Genomic DNA, 20,031 nt, shown 5'->3' on the forward strand with positions numbered 1-20,031 from the left:
GAACGTACCGACGGCGCTGGGGACCCGTCCGGGTCAGCCCACTCGTTCCCCCGGCTGCTCGGCCCGGACCCCGTGTGCCGGACGCCGCTCCCGCACGATCGCCACCGCCTGGCGCAGCGACAACCCGGGCAGGTAGGTGCGGACGATCGCGACGCCGATCGTGGGCAGCGCCACCGGGTCCGGGTACGCCATCACCAGGGGGTGCAGGTCGGGCCCGAACTTCGCCTTGAAGCGCAGCAGGGAACGGAACCCGTAGACGGGCTCGAGCGCACCGCCGACGACGTCGAGGACCGATTCGACGCCACCCCGGCCTGCACCCTGCGGTTCGGCCGACGACGCGAGCGGTGCGGCGGACAGGCTGAGCCGCTCGGCACCGTCGGTGCGCATCCGCTCGACCGCACTCGCGACCAGGAACTCCATCACACCGTTCGCGGCGTCCGGCGCGCGGCGCATCACGTCGAGCGTCCACCCGACCACCTGCCCGGCGCGGTAGGCGGGCAGCCAGCTGGTGACGGCGAGCACGGCGCCGTCCGAGCCCAGGGCGACGAGCGTGCGGACGGCGGGGTCGCGCATCTCGTCGATCCCGCCCAGGGTGAACCCCATCTCGGGGAGTTCGCGCTCGGCGACCCACTCCTCCGAGATCGCCTCGATCTGGCGGGTGACCGAGCCGGGCAGCGAGCCCCAGTCCGACCAGAGTGCGGTGGTGCCGGAGCGGGCGGCCTTGTTGACGGCCGTGCGGACGTCCTGCTTGCGCTTGCCCGTCGTCGTCCAGGTTCGGGGGTCGAGGTCGGCGTCCTCGGCCACGGGGAGCGTCGTCCAACCGAGCCGGGCGAGCGCAGCGCCGAGGGTGGCGTCGATGCCGTAGAAGACGGGCGTCCAGCCGTGGTCGTCCGCGGCCCGTGCGAAGCCCTCGAGTGCCGCCAGCCGCGCGTCCTCGTGTCCGAAGGGTCCGCCGGTCGTCACGGCGACGCTGCCGGTGCGGTGGTAGGCGACACCGGCGCGGCCGTCCTCGGTGAACCAGTACTCGTTGCCGGGCCAGGTGGTCATCCACCCGAAGGTGTCGCCACCGCCCGCGACCAGGAGCGCCCGAGCGGCCACCCGGGCGGCGTCCTGCCCGTCGAGGTCGCTGTCCGAGCGTCCGGCGCCGGTCGGCCGGACCGCTGCGATCGCCACGGCGAGCCACAGGAGCGGACCGGAGACGCCCACGACGAACCGCAGCGCCGGCTCGGCCTGCGCCAGGTGTGTCGGCAGCGTCACGGGCGCGATCGGGCCGAGCACGGCGAGCGCCAGGTGGAGGGGCTCGCGCACGCTGTCGCCCGAAGCCACGGCGACACCGACGACGACGACCGCGAGCACCACGGCCGAGCCGGCGACCGTCAGGACGAAGGTCCGCAGACGCCGCCGGTCGGTCCGGACCGGGAAGTCCGCCCGGCGCAGGACGAGCACCACGGCGGTGGCGATCGGCACCAGGACCGATGCGACGATCGAGAGCGAGACCGCGAGGTGGTCCGACGCCAGGCGCTGCACGACGGCGTGGTGCCGCTCGGGCAGCACCCCGTACGAGACGGCGGTCGCGACGCCGGAGACCAGGTCGACGGTCGCGACCAGCCACAGTGCGAACCGGCTCCCACGTCGCAGACCCACGGCGCCGACCGCCAGGACCACGAGCGGCATCACGGCCAGCAGCGAGTGGAACAGGCCGTGCGGGTGCACCTCGGCGAGCGCCCGGACGCAGCTGGCGGTCACCCCGGTCACCGAGCAGTGCGGCATCCGTCCGGTCGGCCCGGTGTCGAGCACCACGGCGAGCGGGGCGAGCAGCCCGAACTGGGCACCGGTGACGAGCGCGAGGACGGGGCCGACCGCCGACACGGTGACCGCGGCCACCAGCAGCACGCGGGTCTCGCGTGAGGAGCTCCGGGTCCAGCCGCTCCGCACCGGTGACCGTCGCAGCAGGCGGCCGAGCACCAGGCCGACGACCAGGGCGAGCGCCGCGTGCAGGTCGGACGCGTGTCCGGCGTAGAGCAGCAGTGCCGCGACGACGGCGATCGACACGACCCGGATCCGGCGCCGCCACAGCGCGCCGGCGAACGCGCTCGCGGTGACGATGGTGCCGACGATCCACGTCCAGGGTCCGACGTGTCCCAGGTGCACGAGGAAACCGCGGTTCGCCGGGGCGCCGTCGAACAGCTGCAGCAGGGCGCCGAGCCCGGTCCCCACCACGGTCGTGACGACCATCGCGAGCAGGGTGCGCCGCCAGCCGAGCAGCCGTTCGGACGCCGCGGTGCAGACCACGACGGCGACGAAGGTGACGAGGAACCCGACGACGCTGCTCGTCACCGCGACCACGCCGAGCGGACCCATCGTGCCGCCCAGGGTGTCGGGCGTGCGACCGTCCTTCGTGCCGAGGCATCGGAGCACCACGGCGGCGATGCCGGCGACGATCGTCAGGGCCGAGACCACGCTCGTCAGCGGGTACCGACGGGCTGCCGGCACGAGCCGTCTCGGATGCGCCCACGCGAGGGCCGCGACCACCGCGCTCACCGCAGGCCCAGGTGCGCGATGACGCCGGGCATCCCGACGCGCAGGGCGTAGCGGACGGTGTTCCAGTCATGGGCGGAGCCCTCGGACACGAACAGCCGGGTCTGCATGCCGGCGGCCTCCGCAGCCGTGCGGAGCGCCGTGGTCGAGGCGACGTAGGGGGCGTCGTCGCTGCCGTAGGCGAACACCGTCAGGTGCCCGGGGTAGGGACCGTGCGCGCGCATGATCGCCCGCGGTGCCGCCGCGGCGTACCGCGAGGCCGAGCCGCCGAACCCGTACCGGATGCTGTGCTGGACGGAGCCGTTCAGGGGTGCCAGCTCGCTCGAGATCGCGAAGGTCGTGCCGAACACGTTCGGGTGTGCGGTGGAGAACTGCATGGCACACGTGGCTCCCTGCGAGAACCCGACGATGCCCCAGGCCGAGGGCGCTGCCCCGACGCGCAGGTGCTGCCGGATCCAGTTCGTGGTGTCGGTCATGATGTACGTCGCGGAACGGCCGAGGGACGAGTCGACGCACATCGGGTTCCGGTCCGGCGCCCCGAGTTGGTCCGGCGCGACGACGATCGGGGCGAGTCCGTGGTGGGCCTCGGCGAACGCGTCCATCACCGCGCCGAGCCGACCGGCCTGGAACATGTCGCTCGGCTGCCCGGGTTGCCCGGCCAGGCTGATCACGACCGGCAGGGTCGGTGGTCGCTCGGTCAGGGCGGCCGGCGGCAGGTACACGACAGCCGGCCGCGCGTGGAAGTGGGAGACGGTCGACGGGATGGTGACCGAGAGCACCTTCCCGCGTCGCGGCATGTCGGCGGGCGCCCGCCAGGTGGCCGGGTCGACCACCGGACTGGAGGCGCGCCCCACCCCCGTCTCGTGTCCCAGCGGACCCGACGGGTACGGATCGGTCGTGACGGCCTGCTCGATCGTGCGGTACGCCCCGAAGTCGACGTTGACGCCGAGGACGGCGGCCAGGGCCACCGCCACCGCCGCGAGCACGCCGAGCACGCGGCGGAGCCAGCCGCCCTGGACGACCGTCACGACGAGGAGCCCGACACCGCCGAAGGCAAGGGCCACCCACATCCGGGTGATCGGGGTGAACGACACCCCGTACAGGTCCTGCACGTCCCCGAACCACCACACCGCGACCAGGCCGATCCCGGCTCCGACGGCCACGGCGCCGAGCCGCCAGAGCAGGCCCCGGACCGGATGCCCGGAGTGATGACCGAACGCCGGCAGGAGCGCGGCGACGGCGAGGAGCCCGGCGGCGACGTCGACCGGGACGAGCACGGACGGTGCGACGACGGCGACGTGGAACAGGGGTCGGAGCAGATCGTGGAACATGGGGCCTCCCGGCGGACGGTGCAATCGTGGCGTCGGCCCGCTGCGAACGGGGCACCGAGGCGCTTCCGGTTCGCACAGTTCCCACCTGTGCGGCTCCCAGATGGCACTCGAACAACGCCCAGTGAGGCGTCCGGTGCGACGCTGCCGCGGGACCGCACGCTGGTACGCACCTAGGGTGAACGGGTGACGCACGACGGATCGGTACGGGCTGCTCTCGCGGCGGTCGCAGCGGACGGCTGGGGGGACGGTGGGCCACTCGTCGAACCCGGCGGCACGGCCTCACCACGTCGGGCCGCGGTCCTGATGCTCTTCGGCGCGCTCGACCACACGCCGAGCGACCGACCGGCGGCAGCGCCCGGCGTCCCGCGGGACCTCGACGTCCTGCTCCTCGCCCGAGCCACGACCCTGCGCGCGCACGCCGGCGAGGTCGCGTTCCCCGGTGGACGCATCGACCCCGGTGACGCGGACGCCGTCGCCGCCGCCCTCCGCGAGGCACAGGAGGAGACGGGGCTCGACCCCGCCGGCGTCGAGGTGCTCGGCGCCCTGCCAGCCGTGCCCCTGGCGTTCTCGAACCACCTGGTCCGTCCCGTCATCGGCTGGTGGCGCGACCCCTCACCGATCCGCGTCGTCGACGAGCACGAGTCGGCGGCGGTGTTCCGGGTCCCCGTGGCCGACCTGCTCGACCCGGCGAACCGCGGCGTGACCGTGATCCGCCGCAGTGGTCAGGAGTGGCGCGGACCGGCGTTCACCGTCGAGGCCGACGGGGACGAGCACCTGGTGTGGGGCTTCACCGCGATGCTGCTGGATGCGCTGTTCGACCGACTCGGCTGGACGGAACCGTGGGACCGCGAACGGGAGATCCCACTGCCGCGCTGATGCGCCGGGTTCGCGTCAGAGCCCGTTCGCACGGCGACGGAGCTCCTCGCGCACGACCTCGGCCTTCGCGAGCGCGCGGGGCGTCGTGATCACCGAGAACAGCAAGAAGCCGACGAAGAACGCCACCCCGAACCACCACCAGGGGGTCGAGGTCAGGGCGAGACAGATGGCGAGCACGATCATCACCCCGAAGACGACCGGCCCGAGCCACCGGCTCCGCCGCAACTGTCGGTGGTGCTCGTCGACCGTGGCGGACCACCTGCCGAGATCAGCGTCCTCGGGCACCTCGCCGCGCTTCAGACCGCGCTGCACGTCCGTCAACTCCGTCGCGCCGCCGGCTCGCCGACGAGCGCGGCTGATCCAGACGCCGAAGAACGCCGTCATCGCACCGGCGTAGAAGACCGTGCCGACCGCTCGCCCGAGCAAGGACATGTCACGGGGAGAGACGACCAGCCCGATCACGAACCACAGCCCGCCCGCGAACAGGAAGAGCACCGGCAACAACACGGGCATCGGGAGGGCTCGGAGACGGTGCATGACGAGATTCTGTCAGATCGGCGAGTACCCGGTGCACCGTGTGGTCATGATGCGAGCACGGGCCGGACCGCGAACGACAGCGGGTCGGCCCGCACCGCATCGACCGCGTGGGCCACGGCCCCGATGACGACGACGTCGGCCCCGAGCGACGACGCGACGAGTTCGGGCACCGGGTCGAAGTGCCCCTTGGCGAGCAGCTCGCGCGCGCGGTCGATCACGGCGACCGCGGGCTGGGCGATCGCGCCGGCGACCACCACGCGGTCGATGTCGAGCAGGCTCGCGAGCAGGATGCAGACCCGGGCCAGGCGGTCCCCCAGACGGTCGACGATCGTGCGCGCAACCGGATCACCGCTCCGTGCGGCCTCGAACACCAGGGCAGCGTCAGCGGCGAGCGCGGCGTCCGCGGGGATGTGCCCGGCGGCGACGGCGTCGGCCACGAAGGTGCGGGCGACCGCGCCGATGCCGTCGGAGGAGCCGACACCCTCGACGAGTTCGAGCACCCGCATCTCCCCGGCACCACCGTGGGCACCGCGCAGCAGGACCCCGTCGACGACGAGGCCTGCGCCGAAGCGTTCGCCGGACAGCAGCGCCGCGAAGGAGGCATCACCCGAGGACGGCCGCTCTGCGAGCGCGGCGAGGTTCGCGTCGTTCTCGACGAGCACCCGCCCGTCCGGCACGGCGTCGGCGAACCCCGGGTTCATGCGGACCCAGAAGCCGCCGTCGTCGGGCGAGGCACCGGCTGCGTCGACCGGCGCCGGGATGCCCACGACCGTGACCAGGACCCGGGTGCGGTCGACGTCGGCCGAGGCGAGGGCGGCGGCCACGGTGTCGGCGAGGACCCCGAGTCGAACGGGCACGTCGAGGCCTGACGCACCGAGCGCCCCCTCGGCGCGACCGAGCACCGTGCCGCGCAGGTCGGCAACGAAGGCGGTGACCCGGTGCTGGCCGGCGTCCACACCGACGACGACCCCGGCGACCGTGTCGAGCTCGTAGCGGCGGGCGGGGCGTCCCATCCGGTACTCCCCCGCGGCCCGGGCATCGTCGAGTTCGCGGAGCCAGCCGAGCCGCACGAGCTCCTCGGCCGCCCCGAGCACGGTCGACCGGGTCAGGCCGGTGGCGTCGATCGCCTCGGTCGCGGTGAACGCGGACGAGTCGAAGGCGTACGCGAGCAGCGTCTCTGCGCTCGTTCCACGGGGTGGCGGCATGTCGTGACCCTATCGCGCGACGAGTTCCTTGCGGAATTAGATTTTCTCGCTACATTTAGTTCCGCGGGCAGCATCGGAGCCGCTCGCGGGACGGAACGGCAGGGACGCCGGGTCCGGACGGACGGAGACGACGTGCAAGCACACGCCACCGCCAGGAGCGCAGCATCGGTCAGCCGACGCGGGTTCCTGCTGGGAGCGGGCGGCATCGGGGCGGGCCTCGCGCTCGCCGGATGCGCCCCGATCGGGTCCTCGAGCGCCAAGCCGGAGACCATCACGTTCTACGTGTCGAAGCCCGAGGTCATCGGCTACTTCGACGACGTCATCGCGCAGTTCCACCAGAGCCAGTCGAAGGTCCGGGTCGTGCGCGACTCGACCTCGAGCATGTCCGCGAACTTCGTGCGGAACCGGCCGCCGGACCTCGGCTGCTGGAACTACAACTTCTCGGTCGTGCCGTTCGTCGAGCACGGCGCGCTGACCGACCTGTCCGACCTGCCGCAGGCCGACACCATCAACCCCGACCTGTGGCCGCTCATGGAGCAGACCGCCGACTACCCCGGCCGGAAGAGCGCCCTGCCGTACTCGGTGACGGCGGCGTCGGTGATCTACAACAAGGCGCTCTTCGCGCAGCAGGGGCTCGAGGTCCCGACGACGTGGAGCGAGTTCGCCGACGTGTGCGAGCGCCTGACCAAGGCCGGGATCGCGCCGATCTACGGCACGTTCAAGGACAACTGGACGATCGCCCAGGGCATGTTCGACTACTCGATCGGCGGCATGATCGACACCCCGGGGACCTTCGAGGCACTCCGGCGCGAGGGCACGAACGTCGGCAAGGGGTCCGCGGTCTCGTTCGAGCGCGACCTGCGGAAGCCGATGGAGCGCATGGTGCAGCTCCGCGCCTGGCACCAGGACGGCGCCGCGAGCCGCGGGTACGGCGACGGCAACCTCGCCTTCGCCCAGGGCAAGGCGGGCATGTACCTGCAGGGGCCCTGGGCCCTCGGCGAGATCGCCAAGACCACGAAGGACATGGACCTCGGCACCTTCCCGCTCCCCGTCACCGACGACCCGGCCGACCGCAAGGTCCGCGTGAACGTCGACCTGGCGCTCTGGATCCCGGAGGCGTCGCGCAAGCAGGAGGCCGCCCGCGAGTTCCTGTCGTTCCTGATGACCAAGCAGGTCAACGACAGGTACAACGCGGACAACAACGGCTTCGGGGTGCGCAAGGACGCTCCCCCGGCGTCGAACCCCGCCCTCCGCGGCATGCAGTCGTACTACGACGACGCAGCCTTCTACCTCGGCGCCTCGCAGCTCATCCCCGCCGAGATCCCGGTCGCGAACTACGCGCAGTCGATCGCCTTCGGCGGCGACCCGCAGCGCCAGCTCCGCACCCTCGACGCCGACTGGGCGCGTCTCGCGCTCCGCACGGCCGCGTAAGGAGACGTCCGAATGGCAACCACGACCACCGAATCCATCACGACGGCGGACCGCCGCCGCCGTGGCGGGGCCGCACCGGGCCTCCAGGCCGGACGACGGGACGGACGACGCAAGCCCCGCGTCGACCCGCTCTTCCTGGCGTTCCTGCTGCCCACCCTGGTGCTCTTCACGCTCGCCATCACGCTGCCGGCCGTGATGGGCATCGTGCTGAGCTTCACGAACTCCGTCGGCTTCGGCGAGTTCCGGTTCACCGGGCTCACCAACTACATCGCGGTGTTCTCCGACCCCGCGATCCTGCAGGCGTACCTGTTCACGCTCGGGTTCTCGCTCGTCACCGTGATCGTCGTGAACGCGATCGCGTTCCTGCTCGCCATCGCACTGACGTCGAAGATCCGCGGCAAGATCGCGCTGCGTGCGGTGTTCGTGCTGCCGATGGTGATCTCGGGCATCGTCATCGCCTACGTGTTCTCGTTCCTGTTCGCGAACAGCCTGCCGGCCTTCGCCACCGCGATCGGCTTCGGGCCGCTCGAGCAGAGCATCCTGGCGAACCCCGACCTGGCCTGGCTGGCGATCGTGGTCGTCACCGCCTGGCAGGCGATCCCGTCGACGCTCCTCATCTACATCGCCGGCGTCCTCTCGATCCCCGGCGAGGTGTACGAGGCAGCCGCCCTCGACGGTGCCAGCGCCTGGCGGCAGCTCGTCTCGATCACCGCACCGCTGACGGCGGGCTACATCCTGATCAACCTGGTCATCGGGTTCAAGAACTTCCTGAACTCGTACGACATCATCGTCGGCCTGACCGACGGCGGCCCCGGCACCTCGACCACCAGTGTCGCGATGTCGATCTTCAAGGGCTTCAACGGCGGCGACTACGCCTACCAGATGGCGAACGCCACGATCTTCTTCGTCATCGCGGTCGTCATCGCCGTGATCCAGCTGCGGGCGACCCGCGGGAAGGCAGCGCTCTGATGTCCCTGCAAGCACCCCTGCGACCGGGGACCACCGCGACCGGCAGCATCCGTTCCGTCGACGCCGACCGGCCCTCCGGCTCGGGCAAGGCCGGCCGCGCTCGTTCGAACTGGCCCGTCACCGTGGTCCTCGTGCTGTGCGCGCTGTCGGTGCTGGTGCCGCTGTACGTCACCCTGACGATGGCGTTCAAGACCACCGGCCAGGCCGTCGACGGCAACGCGTTCTCGCTGCCGGCACCGTTCAGCGTCGACGGCTTCGTGCAGGCGTGGCAGCTGACCGACTTCCCGCGGGCGTTCGGGGTCTCGGTGTTCGTCGCCGCGATCACCGTCGTCGGCACGATCCTGCTCGCCTCGTTCACGGCCTACGCGATCGCCCGGAACTGGGACCGCCGGCTGTTCCGCTGGTCGTTCTTCTACCTGCTCGCGGCGATGTTCCTGCCGTTCCCGGTGCTCGCACTGTCGCAGGTGAAGCTCACCGGACTCGCGCACCTGGACAACCCGCTCGGCGTCGCGATCCTGCACGTCATGTTCCAGCTGTCCTTCAGCGTGCTGCTCTTCACCGCCTTCCTGCGGTCGATCCCGGCGGAACTGGAGGAGAGTGCACGCATCGACGGTGCGAGCACGGGGCAGGTGTTCTGGCGACTCGTGTTCCCGCTGCTGGCACCGATGAGCGCCACCGTCGGCATCTTCGCGTTCCTCGCGTCCTGGAACGACTTCGTGATGCCGTCGCTGATCACCTCCGACCCGGCGCTGCAGACCCTGCCGGTGCTGCAGCAGATGTTCCAGACGCAGTTCAGCAACAACTACAACGTGTCGTTCGCCTCGTACCTGATGGCGATGGCCCCCGCGATCATCGTCTACCTCGTCACCCAGCGGTGGGTGATGGCCGGCGTGACGCAGGGCGCCATCAAGTGACCGACACCGCCAGTGCGGGCCCGACCGACACACACCCCTCGAACCCGACGAACCCCTCGACCCACGAAAGGCCCGACGTGACCGACACCCTCACCCAGCCCGCCGCCACCTCGCACGACGAGACCTGGTGGCGCCAGGCCAGCGTCTACCAGATCTACCCCCGCTCGTTCGCCGACGCGAACGGCGACGGCATCGGCGACCTGCCCGGCATCACCGAGCGGGTGCCGTACCTGGCCTCACTCGGCATCGAGGCCGTCTGGCTCAGCCCCTTCTACCCGTCCGCCCTGGCCGACGGCGGCTACGACGTCGACGACTACCGGGGCGTCGACCCGCGCCTCGGCACCCTCGACGACTTCGACCGGATGGTCGAGGCACTGCACGCCGCCGGCATCCGGGTGATCGTCGACGTCGTCCCGAACCACACGAGCGACCGGCACGAGTGGTTCCGCGAGGCCCTCGCAGCACCCAAGGGCTCCCCCGCCCGCGACCGCTACGTGTTCCGCGACGGCACGGGGCCGTCCGGCGAGGACGCCCCCGCCGACTGGATCTCGATCTTCGGCGGCCCGGCCTGGACCGCCGTCGGCGACGGCCAGTGGTACCTGCACAGCTTCGCGAAGGAGCAGCCCGACCTGAACTGGGCGAACCGCGAGGTCCGCGACGACTTCCTGCACACCCTGCGCTTCTGGTCCGACCGCGGTGTCGACGGATTCCGCATCGACGTCGCCCACGGCCTGGCGAAGGACCTGGGCGAGACCCTGCCCACCTGGGCCGAGCTCGCCGAGATGCCGAAGGACGGCACGCACCCGCTCTGGGACCGCGACGACGTGCACGAGATCTACGCCGAGTGGCGGACGGTCTTCAACGAGTACACGCCGGCCCGCACCGCGGTCGCCGAGGCCTGGGTCCCCGCGCACCGCCGTGCCCGCTACGCCAGCGCCGAGGGGCTCGGTCAGGCGTTCAACTTCGACCTGCTCGAAGCCGACTTCGACGCCGGCCAGTTCCGCACGATCATCGAGTTCAACCTCGGGCTCGCCGAGCAGTCCGGCTCGTCGACCACGTGGGTGTTCTCGAACCACGACGTCGTCCGGCACGCCACCCGCTACGCCCTGCCGCCCCGCGCCGGTGGCACCGACAAGCAGGGCAGCGCCTGGCTGCTCGCCGGTGGCTCGCAGGACGCACTCGACCGGTCGCTCGGCCTCCGTCGCGCGCAGGCCGCAACGCTGCTCGAGCTCGCCCTGCCCGGCTCCGCCTACCTGTACCAGGGCGAGGAGCTCGGGCTGCACGAGGTCGGCGACATCCCGGACGCCGACCGCCAGGACCCGGCGTTCTTCCGCAACCCGGGCGTCGACGTCGGTCGTGACGGCTGCCGTGTACCGATCCCGTGGACGCGCACCGGCTCGTCGTTCGGCTTCGGTCCGGACGGCTCGCACCTGCCACAGCCGGCGTGGTTCGCCGACTCCAGCGTCGAGGCCGAGGACACCGACCCCGACTCCACCCTGAACCTGTACCGGAAGGCGCTCGGCCTGCGAGGCCAGCTGCAGTCCGAGGAACAGCTCGAGTGGATCGAGACCGGCCGTGACGACGTGCTCGCGTTCCGTCGGCCGAACGGCTGGACGAGCGTGACGGTCTTCGGCGACGACCCCTTCGCGCTGCCGGCCGGCGAGCTGCTGCTCGCCTCGGCCCCGGTGGTCGACGGCGCCCTGTCGGGCGTCGGGACGGCCTGGTTGCGTTCCTGACGCGACGCTCGCGCCTTGGGCGCGACCGGACGACGGACGGGAGGCGCGGTGCCAGCTGGCACCGCGCCTCCCGTCCGTCGTGTCGTCACCGTCCCGGGCCGCGACCGGCGTCCGCGCCGTCAGCCGGCCCCGGTAGGGTCGCCGCATGAGCGGGGCGAGCATCAGCGTGCAGGACTTCGTGATGCGGTTCGGGGACCGCAACGTGGTCGACGGACTGTCGTTCGACGTCACCCCCGGCGAGACGTTCGGGCTGCTCGGCAGCAACGGTTCCGGCAAGACCACGACGATCCGGGCCCTGCTCGGCATCACCACCCCGACGGCGGGCACGCTGACGATCGACGGCCGCCCCTACCGACCAGCCACCGGCGGCATCGGCTACCTGCCGGAAGAACGCGGGCTGTACCGCAAGGAGTCCGTCATCGACGTGATGACCTACTTCGGGCGCCTGCGCGGGCTCCGCGGCGCCGAGGCGACCGCGTGGAGCATGGACTACCTGGCCCGGGTGGGGCTCGCCGACCGCGCGAAGCTGCGCGTCGACAAGCTGTCCGGCGGGCAGCAGCAGAAGGTGCAGCTCGGCATCACGATCATGGACCAGCCCCGGCTGCTCATCCTCGACGAACCGACCAAGGGCCTCGACCCGGTGAACCGGCGGCTCCTGCTCGACCTGGTCGACGAACGGAAGGCCGACGGCGCGACCGTGGTCCTCGTGACGCACCACATGGACGAGGTCGAGCGGCTCTGCGACCGCATCCTCCTGCTCAAGGACGGCCGGGCCGCCGCGTACGGATCCGTGCCCGACGTGCAGGACGCCTTCGGCGGCGCCGTCGCCCGCGTGGGGCTCGACGGCCCCGTACCGAAGTCACCGCTGTACCGGCTCGCCCGTCACGAGGGGCACGTCGCCTACCTCGTCCCGACCCAGGCCGCCGCTCCGGACGGTGCGGACGTCCTGGCAGAACTGGTCGCGGCCGGGGTGCACGTCACCGCGTTCGAGATGCGCCGGATCCCGCTCGACCAGATCTTCGTGCAGGTCTACGGGCACGACGCCCTGGCTGCGGCGTCGACCGACGGGGCAGCGGCGTGAGCAACCTCGGCACGGTCGTCCGGTTCGAGTTCGTCCGCGCGGTCAAGAAGCCCGCGTTCTGGATCGGCACCCTCGCACTGCCGGTCGTCATCGTGGTCGTCTCGTTGCTCGTGGGCATCGGGCAGGCCGCCGGCACCAACTCCGTGGTGTCCGGGTCGTCGGCCACCAAGACCCCGTTCCACTACGTCGACGAGTCCGGCCTGGTGTCGGAGTCCGTGGCCGCGAAGTGGGGCGGGACCCCCTCCACCGACGCCGCAGCCGACCGCGCCGCCGTCCGGTCCGGTGACCTCGATGCCTTCATCGCGTTCCCGTCGTCGCCGTCCACGACGGCCATCCGGGTCGACGCCGCCGACCGCGGACTCTTCGCGAACGGGGTCTACTCGTCGCTGGCCGAGCGGGTGCTCGAGCAGAGCGTCGCCGCGTCCGTCGACGACCCCGAGACCGTGCAGCTGCTCCGCAGTCCGCCCGCCACCGACGTCACCACCTACGCGGACGGCCGGGTTGCCCCGGGCTGGCTGTCCGTCGTGCCGCCGTTCCTGTTCGTCGCCGCGTTCTTCGGGCTCGTCATCCTGCTCGCTGCCCGGATGGTCACCGTCGTGGTCGAGGAGAAGGAGAACCGGATCTCCGAGATGATCCTGACCACGGTGACCGCGGGCGACCTGATCCGCGGCAAGGTCATCGCGATGCTGCTCGTCGGCTTCGTGCAGGTCAGCGTGTTCGTCGTGCCCGGCCTGGTCGGGCTGCTCGTCGCCCTGCCGCTGGTGTCGTCGCAGCTCGGTGGGCTGACCGTCGACCCGTGGCGGATGGTGACCGGGGCGCTGCTGCTCGTCGGCGGGGTGCTGCTGGCGTCCGGGCTGTTCGTCGCCGTCGGGGCCGCCGTCCCGTCGATCAAGGACGCCTCGGCCCTGCAGTCGGCAGCGATCTTCGCGCTGATCATCCCCCTGTACGCGGCGTTCTTCGTGATGACGACGCCGACGTCGCCCGTCGCGCAGTTCTTCACGTACTTCCCGACCTTCACGCCGATCACCGCGATGGTGCGGAACGCCGTCGGGGCCCTGACCGTGACGGAGTCGGTGGTCTGCATCGTCGAGGTGTTCATCGTCGCCGGGCTGCTGCTGTGGTTCGCGGAGTACCTGTTCCGGCACTCGGTCGCGCAGTACGGGTCGAAGGTGACGGTGCGGCAGGTGCTGTCGTGGCGGCGGGGGCGGCGGGGCTGATCCCTTGCTGATCAGCCGGCGGCGATGCGGCGGAGCGCGTCCAGGTGGGCGGCCCACACGGCTCGCCCCGACGCCGTCAGGGTGATCGACGTCCGGGGTGTCTTGCCGACGAAGCCCTTCCCCACCGACACGTAGCCGGCCGCCTCGAGCGCGGACACCTGCTTGCTCAGCACCGAGTCGCTGACCTCGACCGCGTCCCGCACCTCGCGGAACCCGAGGGTGCCCGCGCGGGTCAGGGCGGCGATCACCGAGAAGCGCACGGGGTGCTGCAGCAGGTCATCGAGCTCGTGCCGCGGGTGCACCCGGTCGGTGGTGCTCACGAGCGGGCCTCGCGCGCCGCGCACGCCAGGGCGACCAGCAGCACCAGCCCCGAGGTGATGCCCGACCAGAGCACCGAGCCGTGCACCCACCCGACCACGGCGATCGCCGCCAGGTAGGTGACCGCCCAGATTGCGATGTAGACGGTCCAGCGGCGGCTCCGGGCGAAGGCCGAGCGGCCGCGGATGCTCACCATGAAGAACACCACCAGGGCGAACAGGGCCACGAGGGTGCCGACGTAGACGGCGGCGAACGCGTCCCCGGTCGTGAGCCCCATGCCGAGCGTGCCGAGCGACGTCGCGACGCCGAGCGCGGTGATGAACGTGACGTACGGCCAGCGGACGGCGTCGTGCGCACGTCGGCCGATCCGGTCCGCCTGGTCGAGCAGTCGGGCCGCCTCGGCGGGTCCGGGTCGTGCGGTGGTGTCCTCCATGGTGTCCCCTCTCGTTGACACCAGTGTTGCAAGTACTTTCCACTTTGGCAAGCACTTTCCAAACCGGAGAGCTTGCCGCTGCGCTCAGACGCGGACGGGTGCCTCGTCGAGGTCCCACGACGGGACGGCATGCCGCTTCCAGCCCTGGCGCAGGGTGTTCGCCGCGCGGTCGAACTCCACCAGGACGTCGATGTACGGGCGGACCAGCATCTGGATCTGCAGCCCCTCGTACACGGCGAGCAGCTGGGTCGCAGCCTGGTACGCGGGGATGCCGGCCTCTTCCGAGCCCTTGTCGAAGTCGCGCTGCAGCCCGACGGTCAGCTGCTCGGCGTACTCCTCGAACCGCTTGCGGAACAGTTCGGCGAACCCGGACTCCGAGCTGGCCACGGTGATCAGCCCGGCGAGCACCCGGACGAGCCCGGGGTCGGCGACGTCCTCGGCCAGGGTCAGACGGACGTGCTCGATCGTGCACGTAGGCGGGTTCTTCCGCCGGGTCCCCCGCAGCTGCGCCCACCGGTCGTAGGTGACCAGGAGCAGGGCGTGCCAGGTCGGGAACAGCCGCTCGACGGTCTCGAGCGGGATACCGGCCACCTCGGCGACGACCGCCGCGTCGACGGTGTCGAACGGGTGCAGCCGGTAGGCACGGATGGCCGCGCGCACCGTGCGCTCTGCGAGGGACTCGTCGTCCTCGACGCGTTCGCCGTGCAGGGGTTCCATCCGACCATTGCAGCGCATTCCGGGCCGTTTGTCTCGTCCCAGAGCGGGGGCCGTGCTCCGGGCCGCGTCAGCGCGTCGTGATCACAGCGGTCAGCCGACGGTGACGGGCGCCGCCGGAGGCCGGACCCGCTGGCGCATCCACACGAAGAACCCGGTCAGGGTGAAGACGCCGTAGAAGACGTACATCAACCCGGAGGCGTAGTACCCGGCGGAGAACAGCAGCGGCACGCCGACCAGGTCGACCGCCACCCAGATGAGCCAGAACTCGACCCACCCCTTCGCCATGCCGTACGTGGCGAGCAGCGATCCGACGAAGATCCACGCGTCGCTCCACACCGGCTCGTACGACCCGAGCGCGCGGAAGACGGGGGTCAGCAGGGCGGTGCCGCCGACCATGCCGACGACGAGCAGCAGACGGGTCTGCCAGGAGGCCCAGCGCGGCTCGATCACGGTCGTCGCGTCCTCGGGGCGGTGCGTCCACCGGTACCAGCCGTAGATGCTCACGATGATGAACATGACCTGGCGGCCAGCCTGCCCGAGCAGGTTGACGGGGTTCGGGGTGTCGAAGAGCGCACCCATGAAGACGGTGAAGAGCAGGGCGTTGCCGACCAGTCCGACCGGCCAGGCCCAGACCTTCCGGCGCATGCCACCGAGGGCACTGAGCAGCCCGAAGACGTTGCCGATCACCTCGCGCCAGAGCACCGTCTGGTCGCCGATGACGATCTGCGCGTCGAACAACCAGCGCACGATGTCCATGGGCCCTCCTCGTTTCCGGACGGTGCAACGACGCCGTGCGTACCGACATTCCTTCCGTGATCGCTCTGCTCACGCGGAGCGCACTCCCAGAACCCGGGGTACAAACCATGTCCTCTTTAGCGGGGACAAAAATGACCCCTGTTCTGGGGTCCGGGTGAACGCTCGTTCTCGCTTGTCGGCACTTTGGGGGACAGCTAACGTCGTCACCAGAGCGAGTCCAGCCCGCCCGAGCAGCAGCACATGCGCTCCGAGGCCCGGCGACCGTTCTCGGCACCGGTCAGCCGCGACCCCCTCCAACCACTGGGTCGATGACAACCTCCCCACCGGACACGACGCCCGAATGTCCCCGGTGGGCTTCAGCGTGCCCCGAGCACGCAGGAACGGAACCACCCCATGCACAAGATCGTCACCGGTGCCATCGCCGGCGCAGCAGGCGTCGCACTCCTCCTCGGCGGTGCGGGCACGTTCGCCCTCTGGAACGCCAGCGCCTCGAGCGCCGCGTCCGCCGTGAGCGCCGGCACCCTGACGCTGAGCGCCAACAACGACGGCGCGTGGACGGACATCACGAACGGTCGTTCCACCGCGATCGACCCGACGAAGGCCCTGATGGTCCCGGGCAACACGTTCCAGTTCACGCAGACGCTGAACATCGGCGCGACCGGCCAGGACCTCAAGGCGAACCTGACCTACGCCAACCAGAGCATCACCGGTGACGCCGCGCTGCTCGCCGCCACGACGAAGACGCTGGCCGTCACGTCGACGAGCGCCTCGGTCGTGCAGTCCTCGTCGAACACGAACACGTTCGTGGTCTCGCCCTCCTCGTCCACGTCGACCGTCAAGGTCGTCTTCACGGTGACGCTCCCCTCGTCGGCGACCACCGGTCAGGGCGGCTCGATCAACCTCAGCGCGCTGGCCTTCACGCTGACCCAGACCGCGATCGGTTCCTGATCCCCCGATCGCACCCCACCGACCACGACGACCAGGAGCACGCACATGACCGCCACACCGCGGACGACGGGACGCCACCGCGCAGCCCGACGGTACCGCTGGGTGTGGCCGGTCGCGATCGCCCTGGTCGTCGCGGTCGGAACGGCGCTCCTCGGCGCCGGCGGCACGTACGCCCTCTGGAACGGGACGGCCAGCACGGCAGCCACCACGGTGCGCTCCGCCACGGCGACCATCACCGTCGGCAGCACGACGGCGATGAACACCGCGGTCCTCGGGCCGGGCACGAGCACCACCGGCACCTTCACGGTGCGGAACACCGGCTCGGTCCCCCTGTCGATGCGCGTCACGACGACGGCCTCCAAGTCGTCCGTCGCGGCGGCGACCGGAGAGCTGACGCTCCACCTCGCGATGGTGTCCTCGGCCGCGAAGTGCGTGCCCGGGCTCACCGGCACGAGCGCGCGGCTCGCCACCTTCGACACCGGCACCGGGTCCTTCACCCTGCCGGCCGGGGTCAGCGGCATCGCCTGCCTCGAGATGGCCCTCGACGCCGACGCCCCGCAGAGCGTCGCCGGCGCCACCACCGACTTCACCCTCACCGTCACGGGAACGCAGGTCTCCGCATGAACCGCCGCCTCCGGCTCCTCGTCGCCGTGCTCCTCACCGCCGTGTTCGTCGGTGGCACCTCGAGCGCCGCGTGGGCACTGTGGAGCGCGTCGGGCACCACCGCGGCGAGCACCACGGTCGGCACGGTCGCGGCGTCCATCGGTGGCACGAGCGCCCTCACCACGGCGTTCTCGTCGAGCGTCACCTCGACGACGAAGCCGATCACGTTGACCGACTCGGGCACCCTCGCCGGCACCGCCACCACCACGGTCTCCGTCGTGTCCGGCAGCTCGACCGCGCTCGCCAAGGCCGTCACCGTCGTCGCCTGGCCGGTCGCCTCGACCGCGGGCTGCACCACGAGCACGGCCGTCGGCACCGGGTCCGTCACCGGCACCTGGGCGTCCCTGCCGAGCATGAGCGCGAAGCTGGCCGCCGGCGCCTCCGCCGTCTGGTGCACCCGCAGCACCCTGCAGTCATCGGCCCCGGCCGGCTCGACCGCCAAGGTGAACGTCAACCTCACCGTCACGAGCGGCACCTGGACCTCGGGCGTCGTCGCCGGCGGCTTCACCCTGACCACCCCGGCGGCGACCGTCGACACCACGCCCTCGCTGGTCTGCACCGACCACGGCGGTTGGTACGTCGAGATCCGGTGGGACGCCGCGAACCGGCCGATGGACACCTGGTACGGCGCGTTCGTCGGCTCGACCCCGGTCGGGCAGAAGGCGCAGGACTACTCCGCGTTCATCACGATCGCGCCGCCGGACGTCCCCGCGAGCGCCGGCACCGCTGGCACGCTGACCGTCACCGTCAAGGTGCTCGACAGCGCCGGCAACCCCACGAGCACCGTCGCGGGCACCGGCAAGGTCACGCTCTTCACGCAGGACAACGGGGCGGCGATCCGATGCGGCGCATGAGCACCCCCACCCCGCGCACCGGCTGGCGCGCCGTCGTCCACGCCGTCGTGCTCGGCCTCAGCACCGGACTCCTGCTGCTCGTCGCCGCCCTGGCGGTCGTGCTGATCGTCGTGCCGAAGGCCACCGGCTCGATGCCGCTCACCGTCCTGACGCAGTCGATGGAGCCGACCCTGCCGCCGGGGACGCTGCTCGTGGTCCGTCCGACCCCGATCGACGACATCCGCGTCGGCGACGTCGTGACCTACCAGATCGTGTCCGGCCAGCCCGCGGTCGTCAGCCACCGCGTGGTCTCGGTGTCGTCGTCGTCGGACGGCGAGCGGACCTTCGTCCTCAAGGGCGACAACAACGCCGAGGCCGACCCGTCACTGGTCACCGCCGTGCAGATCCGCGGCGTGGTCTGGTACTCCGTGCCGGAGATCGGCATCGTCAACCAGGTCGTCAACGGGTCGCGGAGCTGGCTCATCCCCGCGGTCGCCGGCGTGCTCCTGACGTACGGGGCGGTGATGATGACCGCGGGCTTCGTGAGCGCCGCACGTCGTCGCCGCGCCGGCACGAGCCGCGCCGACACCAGCCACGGACGCCGCAGCGCAGCGCACCACGTCGAGCGGATCACCAGCGAGAACAGGACCGAGACGACGGCCACCACCCGGTCTAGGCTCGGTGGACGTGACGGACGGAGTGCAGCGGGCGCGGGAGCTCCTCGACGCAGCGGCACGACGGCTCCGCGACGCGGACGTCCCGGACGAAGCACTCGGCGAGTACGTGCAGCCGAAGGCGGTCCTCGGGATCCGTCGTGACCCGACGATGCGACCCCTCGGCCGGGTGTGGCGGGTCGGAGCACTCCTGATCGGGTCGTCCCCCGAGACCGCCGGCCGTGTCTGGGCCACCGGGTCGATCACCCGCGTCACCGAACCCGGTCGGTCGCAGTACCAGTCGGTCTCCGCCGAGGTCCGTCGCGCCTACCGCGCCGCCGCCGCGAAGGGCCATTTCGACGCTGGTGACACGGTGAACCACGGCGCCGTCCCGATCCCCGTCGACGACTCCCTCGTCGGCGCCGAGGGCGTACTCGTCGTCATCGAGGACGTGCCCTCGGTCCGGTGGTCCCCGACCGCCGGCGCCGCAGTCCCCCTCGCCGACTACCTGGACGACCGCGTCGGGCTGCTCGTCGATCCCCCGCGGGGCGCGACCGACTGACGCGGCCAGCGGCCACGGAATCGCACGGTGCTGGGTTCGTCATGCCGTGCGGGATCGCCCGACCCGTGCGAACTTGCCCGCCCCGTGCCCCACCACGACCCCGCACCGAGCCACCTCCATCGCCCCGACCCACGAACCCCGCACCGTGCGGCTCCGGGCGAGCCCGAAGGACGCGACCACGGAACCGCACCGTGCCGGGTTCGTCATTCGTGCCGGTTCCTCGAGCATGCGCACCGTGCCGGATCGCCCGACCCGTGCGAACTTGCCCGCCCCGTGCCCCCCCACCACCCCACACCGAAGCAACCACACCCCC

General features: G+C 71.5%; 20 protein-coding genes. 12 read left to right on the forward strand and 8 right to left on the reverse strand.

The window, feature by feature from the left end:
• Positions 1 to 33: 33 nt before the first annotated feature.
• On the reverse strand, positions 34 to 2,493 hold the full coding sequence (locus DEJ21_RS16295; protein WP_111225301.1) for a bifunctional lysylphosphatidylglycerol flippase/synthetase MprF: 2,460 nt from the start codon (positions 2,491 to 2,493) through the stop codon (positions 34 to 36).
• Between the two features lie 44 nt (positions 2,494 to 2,537).
• Positions 2,538 to 3,869: an esterase family protein gene (locus tag DEJ21_RS16300; protein ID WP_111225302.1), complete on the reverse strand. Its 1,332-nt coding sequence runs from the start codon at positions 3,867 to 3,869 to the stop codon at positions 2,538 to 2,540.
• 183 nt (positions 3,870 to 4,052) lie between these two features.
• Between DEJ21_RS16300 and DEJ21_RS16305 the strand changes: the two genes are divergently transcribed.
• Positions 4,053 to 4,745 carry a CoA pyrophosphatase gene (locus DEJ21_RS16305; protein ID WP_258375116.1) on the forward strand — a complete coding sequence of 231 codons (693 nt, stop codon included), beginning with the start codon at positions 4,053 to 4,055 and terminating at the stop codon, positions 4,743 to 4,745.
• Between the two features lie 15 nt (positions 4,746 to 4,760).
• Here the strand turns inward: DEJ21_RS16305 and DEJ21_RS16310 are convergent, their stop codons facing one another.
• Both DEJ21_RS16310 and DEJ21_RS16315 read right to left on the reverse strand, forming a co-directional pair.
• Positions 4,761 to 5,282 (reverse strand): hypothetical protein, encoded by a 522-nt coding sequence (locus tag DEJ21_RS16310; RefSeq protein WP_111225304.1) that lies wholly within the window; start codon positions 5,280 to 5,282, stop codon positions 4,761 to 4,763.
• Between the two features lie 44 nt (positions 5,283 to 5,326).
• Positions 5,327 to 6,487, reverse strand: coding sequence for an ROK family protein (locus DEJ21_RS16315; protein WP_111225305.1), 1,161 nt, complete (start codon positions 6,485 to 6,487; stop codon positions 5,327 to 5,329).
• A 132-nt stretch (positions 6,488 to 6,619) separates the two neighbouring features.
• Between DEJ21_RS16315 and DEJ21_RS16320 the strand changes: the two genes are divergently transcribed.
• From DEJ21_RS16320 to DEJ21_RS16345, 6 genes are all read left to right on the forward strand, one after another.
• Positions 6,620 to 7,918, forward strand: a complete 1,299-nt coding sequence (locus tag DEJ21_RS16320; protein ID WP_111225306.1) for an ABC transporter substrate-binding protein — start codon at positions 6,620 to 6,622, stop codon at positions 7,916 to 7,918.
• 12 nt (positions 7,919 to 7,930) lie between these two features.
• Complete coding sequence (locus DEJ21_RS16325; RefSeq protein ID WP_110865283.1) at positions 7,931 to 8,887, forward strand: carbohydrate ABC transporter permease; 957 nt, start codon at positions 7,931 to 7,933, stop codon at positions 8,885 to 8,887.
• On the forward strand, positions 8,887 to 9,801 hold the full coding sequence (locus DEJ21_RS16330) for a carbohydrate ABC transporter permease (protein WP_111225307.1): 915 nt from the start codon (positions 8,887 to 8,889) through the stop codon (positions 9,799 to 9,801). Before DEJ21_RS16325 ends, DEJ21_RS16330 begins: the two co-directional genes overlap by 1 nt.
• A 77-nt stretch (positions 9,802 to 9,878) precedes the next feature.
• Positions 9,879 to 11,537, forward strand: a complete 1,659-nt coding sequence (locus tag DEJ21_RS16335; protein ID WP_111225308.1) for a glycoside hydrolase family 13 protein — start codon at positions 9,879 to 9,881, stop codon at positions 11,535 to 11,537.
• Between the two features lie 145 nt (positions 11,538 to 11,682).
• Positions 11,683 to 12,618 (forward strand): ABC transporter ATP-binding protein, encoded by a 936-nt coding sequence (locus DEJ21_RS16340; protein WP_111225309.1) that lies wholly within the window; start codon positions 11,683 to 11,685, stop codon positions 12,616 to 12,618.
• The gene (locus tag DEJ21_RS16345) at positions 12,615 to 13,835 is read left to right on the forward strand and encodes an ABC transporter permease (RefSeq protein WP_111225310.1); all 1,221 of its coding nucleotides are present in this window, start codon (positions 12,615 to 12,617) and stop codon (positions 13,833 to 13,835) included. The genes DEJ21_RS16340 and DEJ21_RS16345 overlap by 4 nt, the downstream gene beginning before the upstream one ends.
• Positions 13,836 to 13,846: 11 nt before the next feature.
• Here the strand turns inward: DEJ21_RS16345 and DEJ21_RS16350 are convergent, their stop codons facing one another.
• The 4 genes from DEJ21_RS16350 to pnuC all read right to left on the reverse strand — a co-directional run bounded on the left by DEJ21_RS16350 (position 13,847) and on the right by pnuC (position 16,059).
• Positions 13,847 to 14,155 (reverse strand): transcriptional regulator, encoded by a 309-nt coding sequence (locus tag DEJ21_RS16350; RefSeq protein ID WP_111022077.1) that lies wholly within the window; start codon positions 14,153 to 14,155, stop codon positions 13,847 to 13,849.
• Positions 14,152 to 14,586: a chemotaxis protein CheY gene (locus tag DEJ21_RS16355; protein ID WP_111225311.1), complete on the reverse strand. Its 435-nt coding sequence runs from the start codon at positions 14,584 to 14,586 to the stop codon at positions 14,152 to 14,154. The genes DEJ21_RS16350 and DEJ21_RS16355 overlap by 4 nt, the downstream gene beginning before the upstream one ends.
• A gap of 84 nt (positions 14,587 to 14,670) precedes the next feature.
• Positions 14,671 to 15,303 carry a hypothetical protein gene (locus DEJ21_RS16360; RefSeq protein ID WP_111022075.1) on the reverse strand — a complete coding sequence of 211 codons (633 nt, stop codon included), beginning with the start codon at positions 15,301 to 15,303 and terminating at the stop codon, positions 14,671 to 14,673.
• A gap of 90 nt (positions 15,304 to 15,393) precedes the next feature.
• Positions 15,394 to 16,059: a nicotinamide riboside transporter PnuC gene (gene pnuC, locus DEJ21_RS16365; RefSeq protein ID WP_111093321.1), complete on the reverse strand. Its 666-nt coding sequence runs from the start codon at positions 16,057 to 16,059 to the stop codon at positions 15,394 to 15,396.
• 393 nt (positions 16,060 to 16,452) lie between these two features.
• Here pnuC and DEJ21_RS16370 point away from each other — a divergent pair, with 393 nt between their 5' ends.
• Genes DEJ21_RS16370 through DEJ21_RS16390 form a run of 5 tightly spaced genes read left to right on the forward strand, consistent with a single transcriptional unit; the run spans position 16,453 to position 19,718 of the window.
• A complete protein-coding gene (locus tag DEJ21_RS16370) occupies positions 16,453 to 17,007 on the forward strand; it encodes an alternate-type signal peptide domain-containing protein (protein ID WP_111022073.1) in 555 nt (184 codons plus the stop codon).
• Positions 17,008 to 17,052: 45 nt separating this feature from the next.
• Positions 17,053 to 17,631, forward strand: a complete 579-nt coding sequence (locus DEJ21_RS16375; RefSeq protein ID WP_111225312.1) for a TasA family protein — start codon at positions 17,053 to 17,055, stop codon at positions 17,629 to 17,631.
• Complete coding sequence (locus tag DEJ21_RS16380) at positions 17,628 to 18,524, forward strand: hypothetical protein (protein WP_111038224.1); 897 nt, start codon at positions 17,628 to 17,630, stop codon at positions 18,522 to 18,524. Before DEJ21_RS16375 ends, DEJ21_RS16380 begins: the two co-directional genes overlap by 4 nt.
• Positions 18,521 to 19,321, forward strand: a complete 801-nt coding sequence (locus DEJ21_RS16385) for a signal peptidase I (RefSeq protein WP_258375117.1) — start codon at positions 18,521 to 18,523, stop codon at positions 19,319 to 19,321. The genes DEJ21_RS16380 and DEJ21_RS16385 overlap by 4 nt, the downstream gene beginning before the upstream one ends.
• On the forward strand, positions 19,287 to 19,718 hold the full coding sequence (locus DEJ21_RS16390) for a hypothetical protein (protein ID WP_111038226.1): 432 nt from the start codon (positions 19,287 to 19,289) through the stop codon (positions 19,716 to 19,718). The genes DEJ21_RS16385 and DEJ21_RS16390 overlap by 35 nt, the downstream gene beginning before the upstream one ends.
• The last annotated feature ends 313 nt before the right edge of the window (positions 19,719 to 20,031 follow it).

The organism is Curtobacterium sp. MCSS17_006, from assembly GCF_003234215.1.
Classification (GTDB): domain Bacteria; phylum Actinomycetota; class Actinomycetes; order Actinomycetales; family Microbacteriaceae; genus Curtobacterium; species Curtobacterium flaccumfaciens.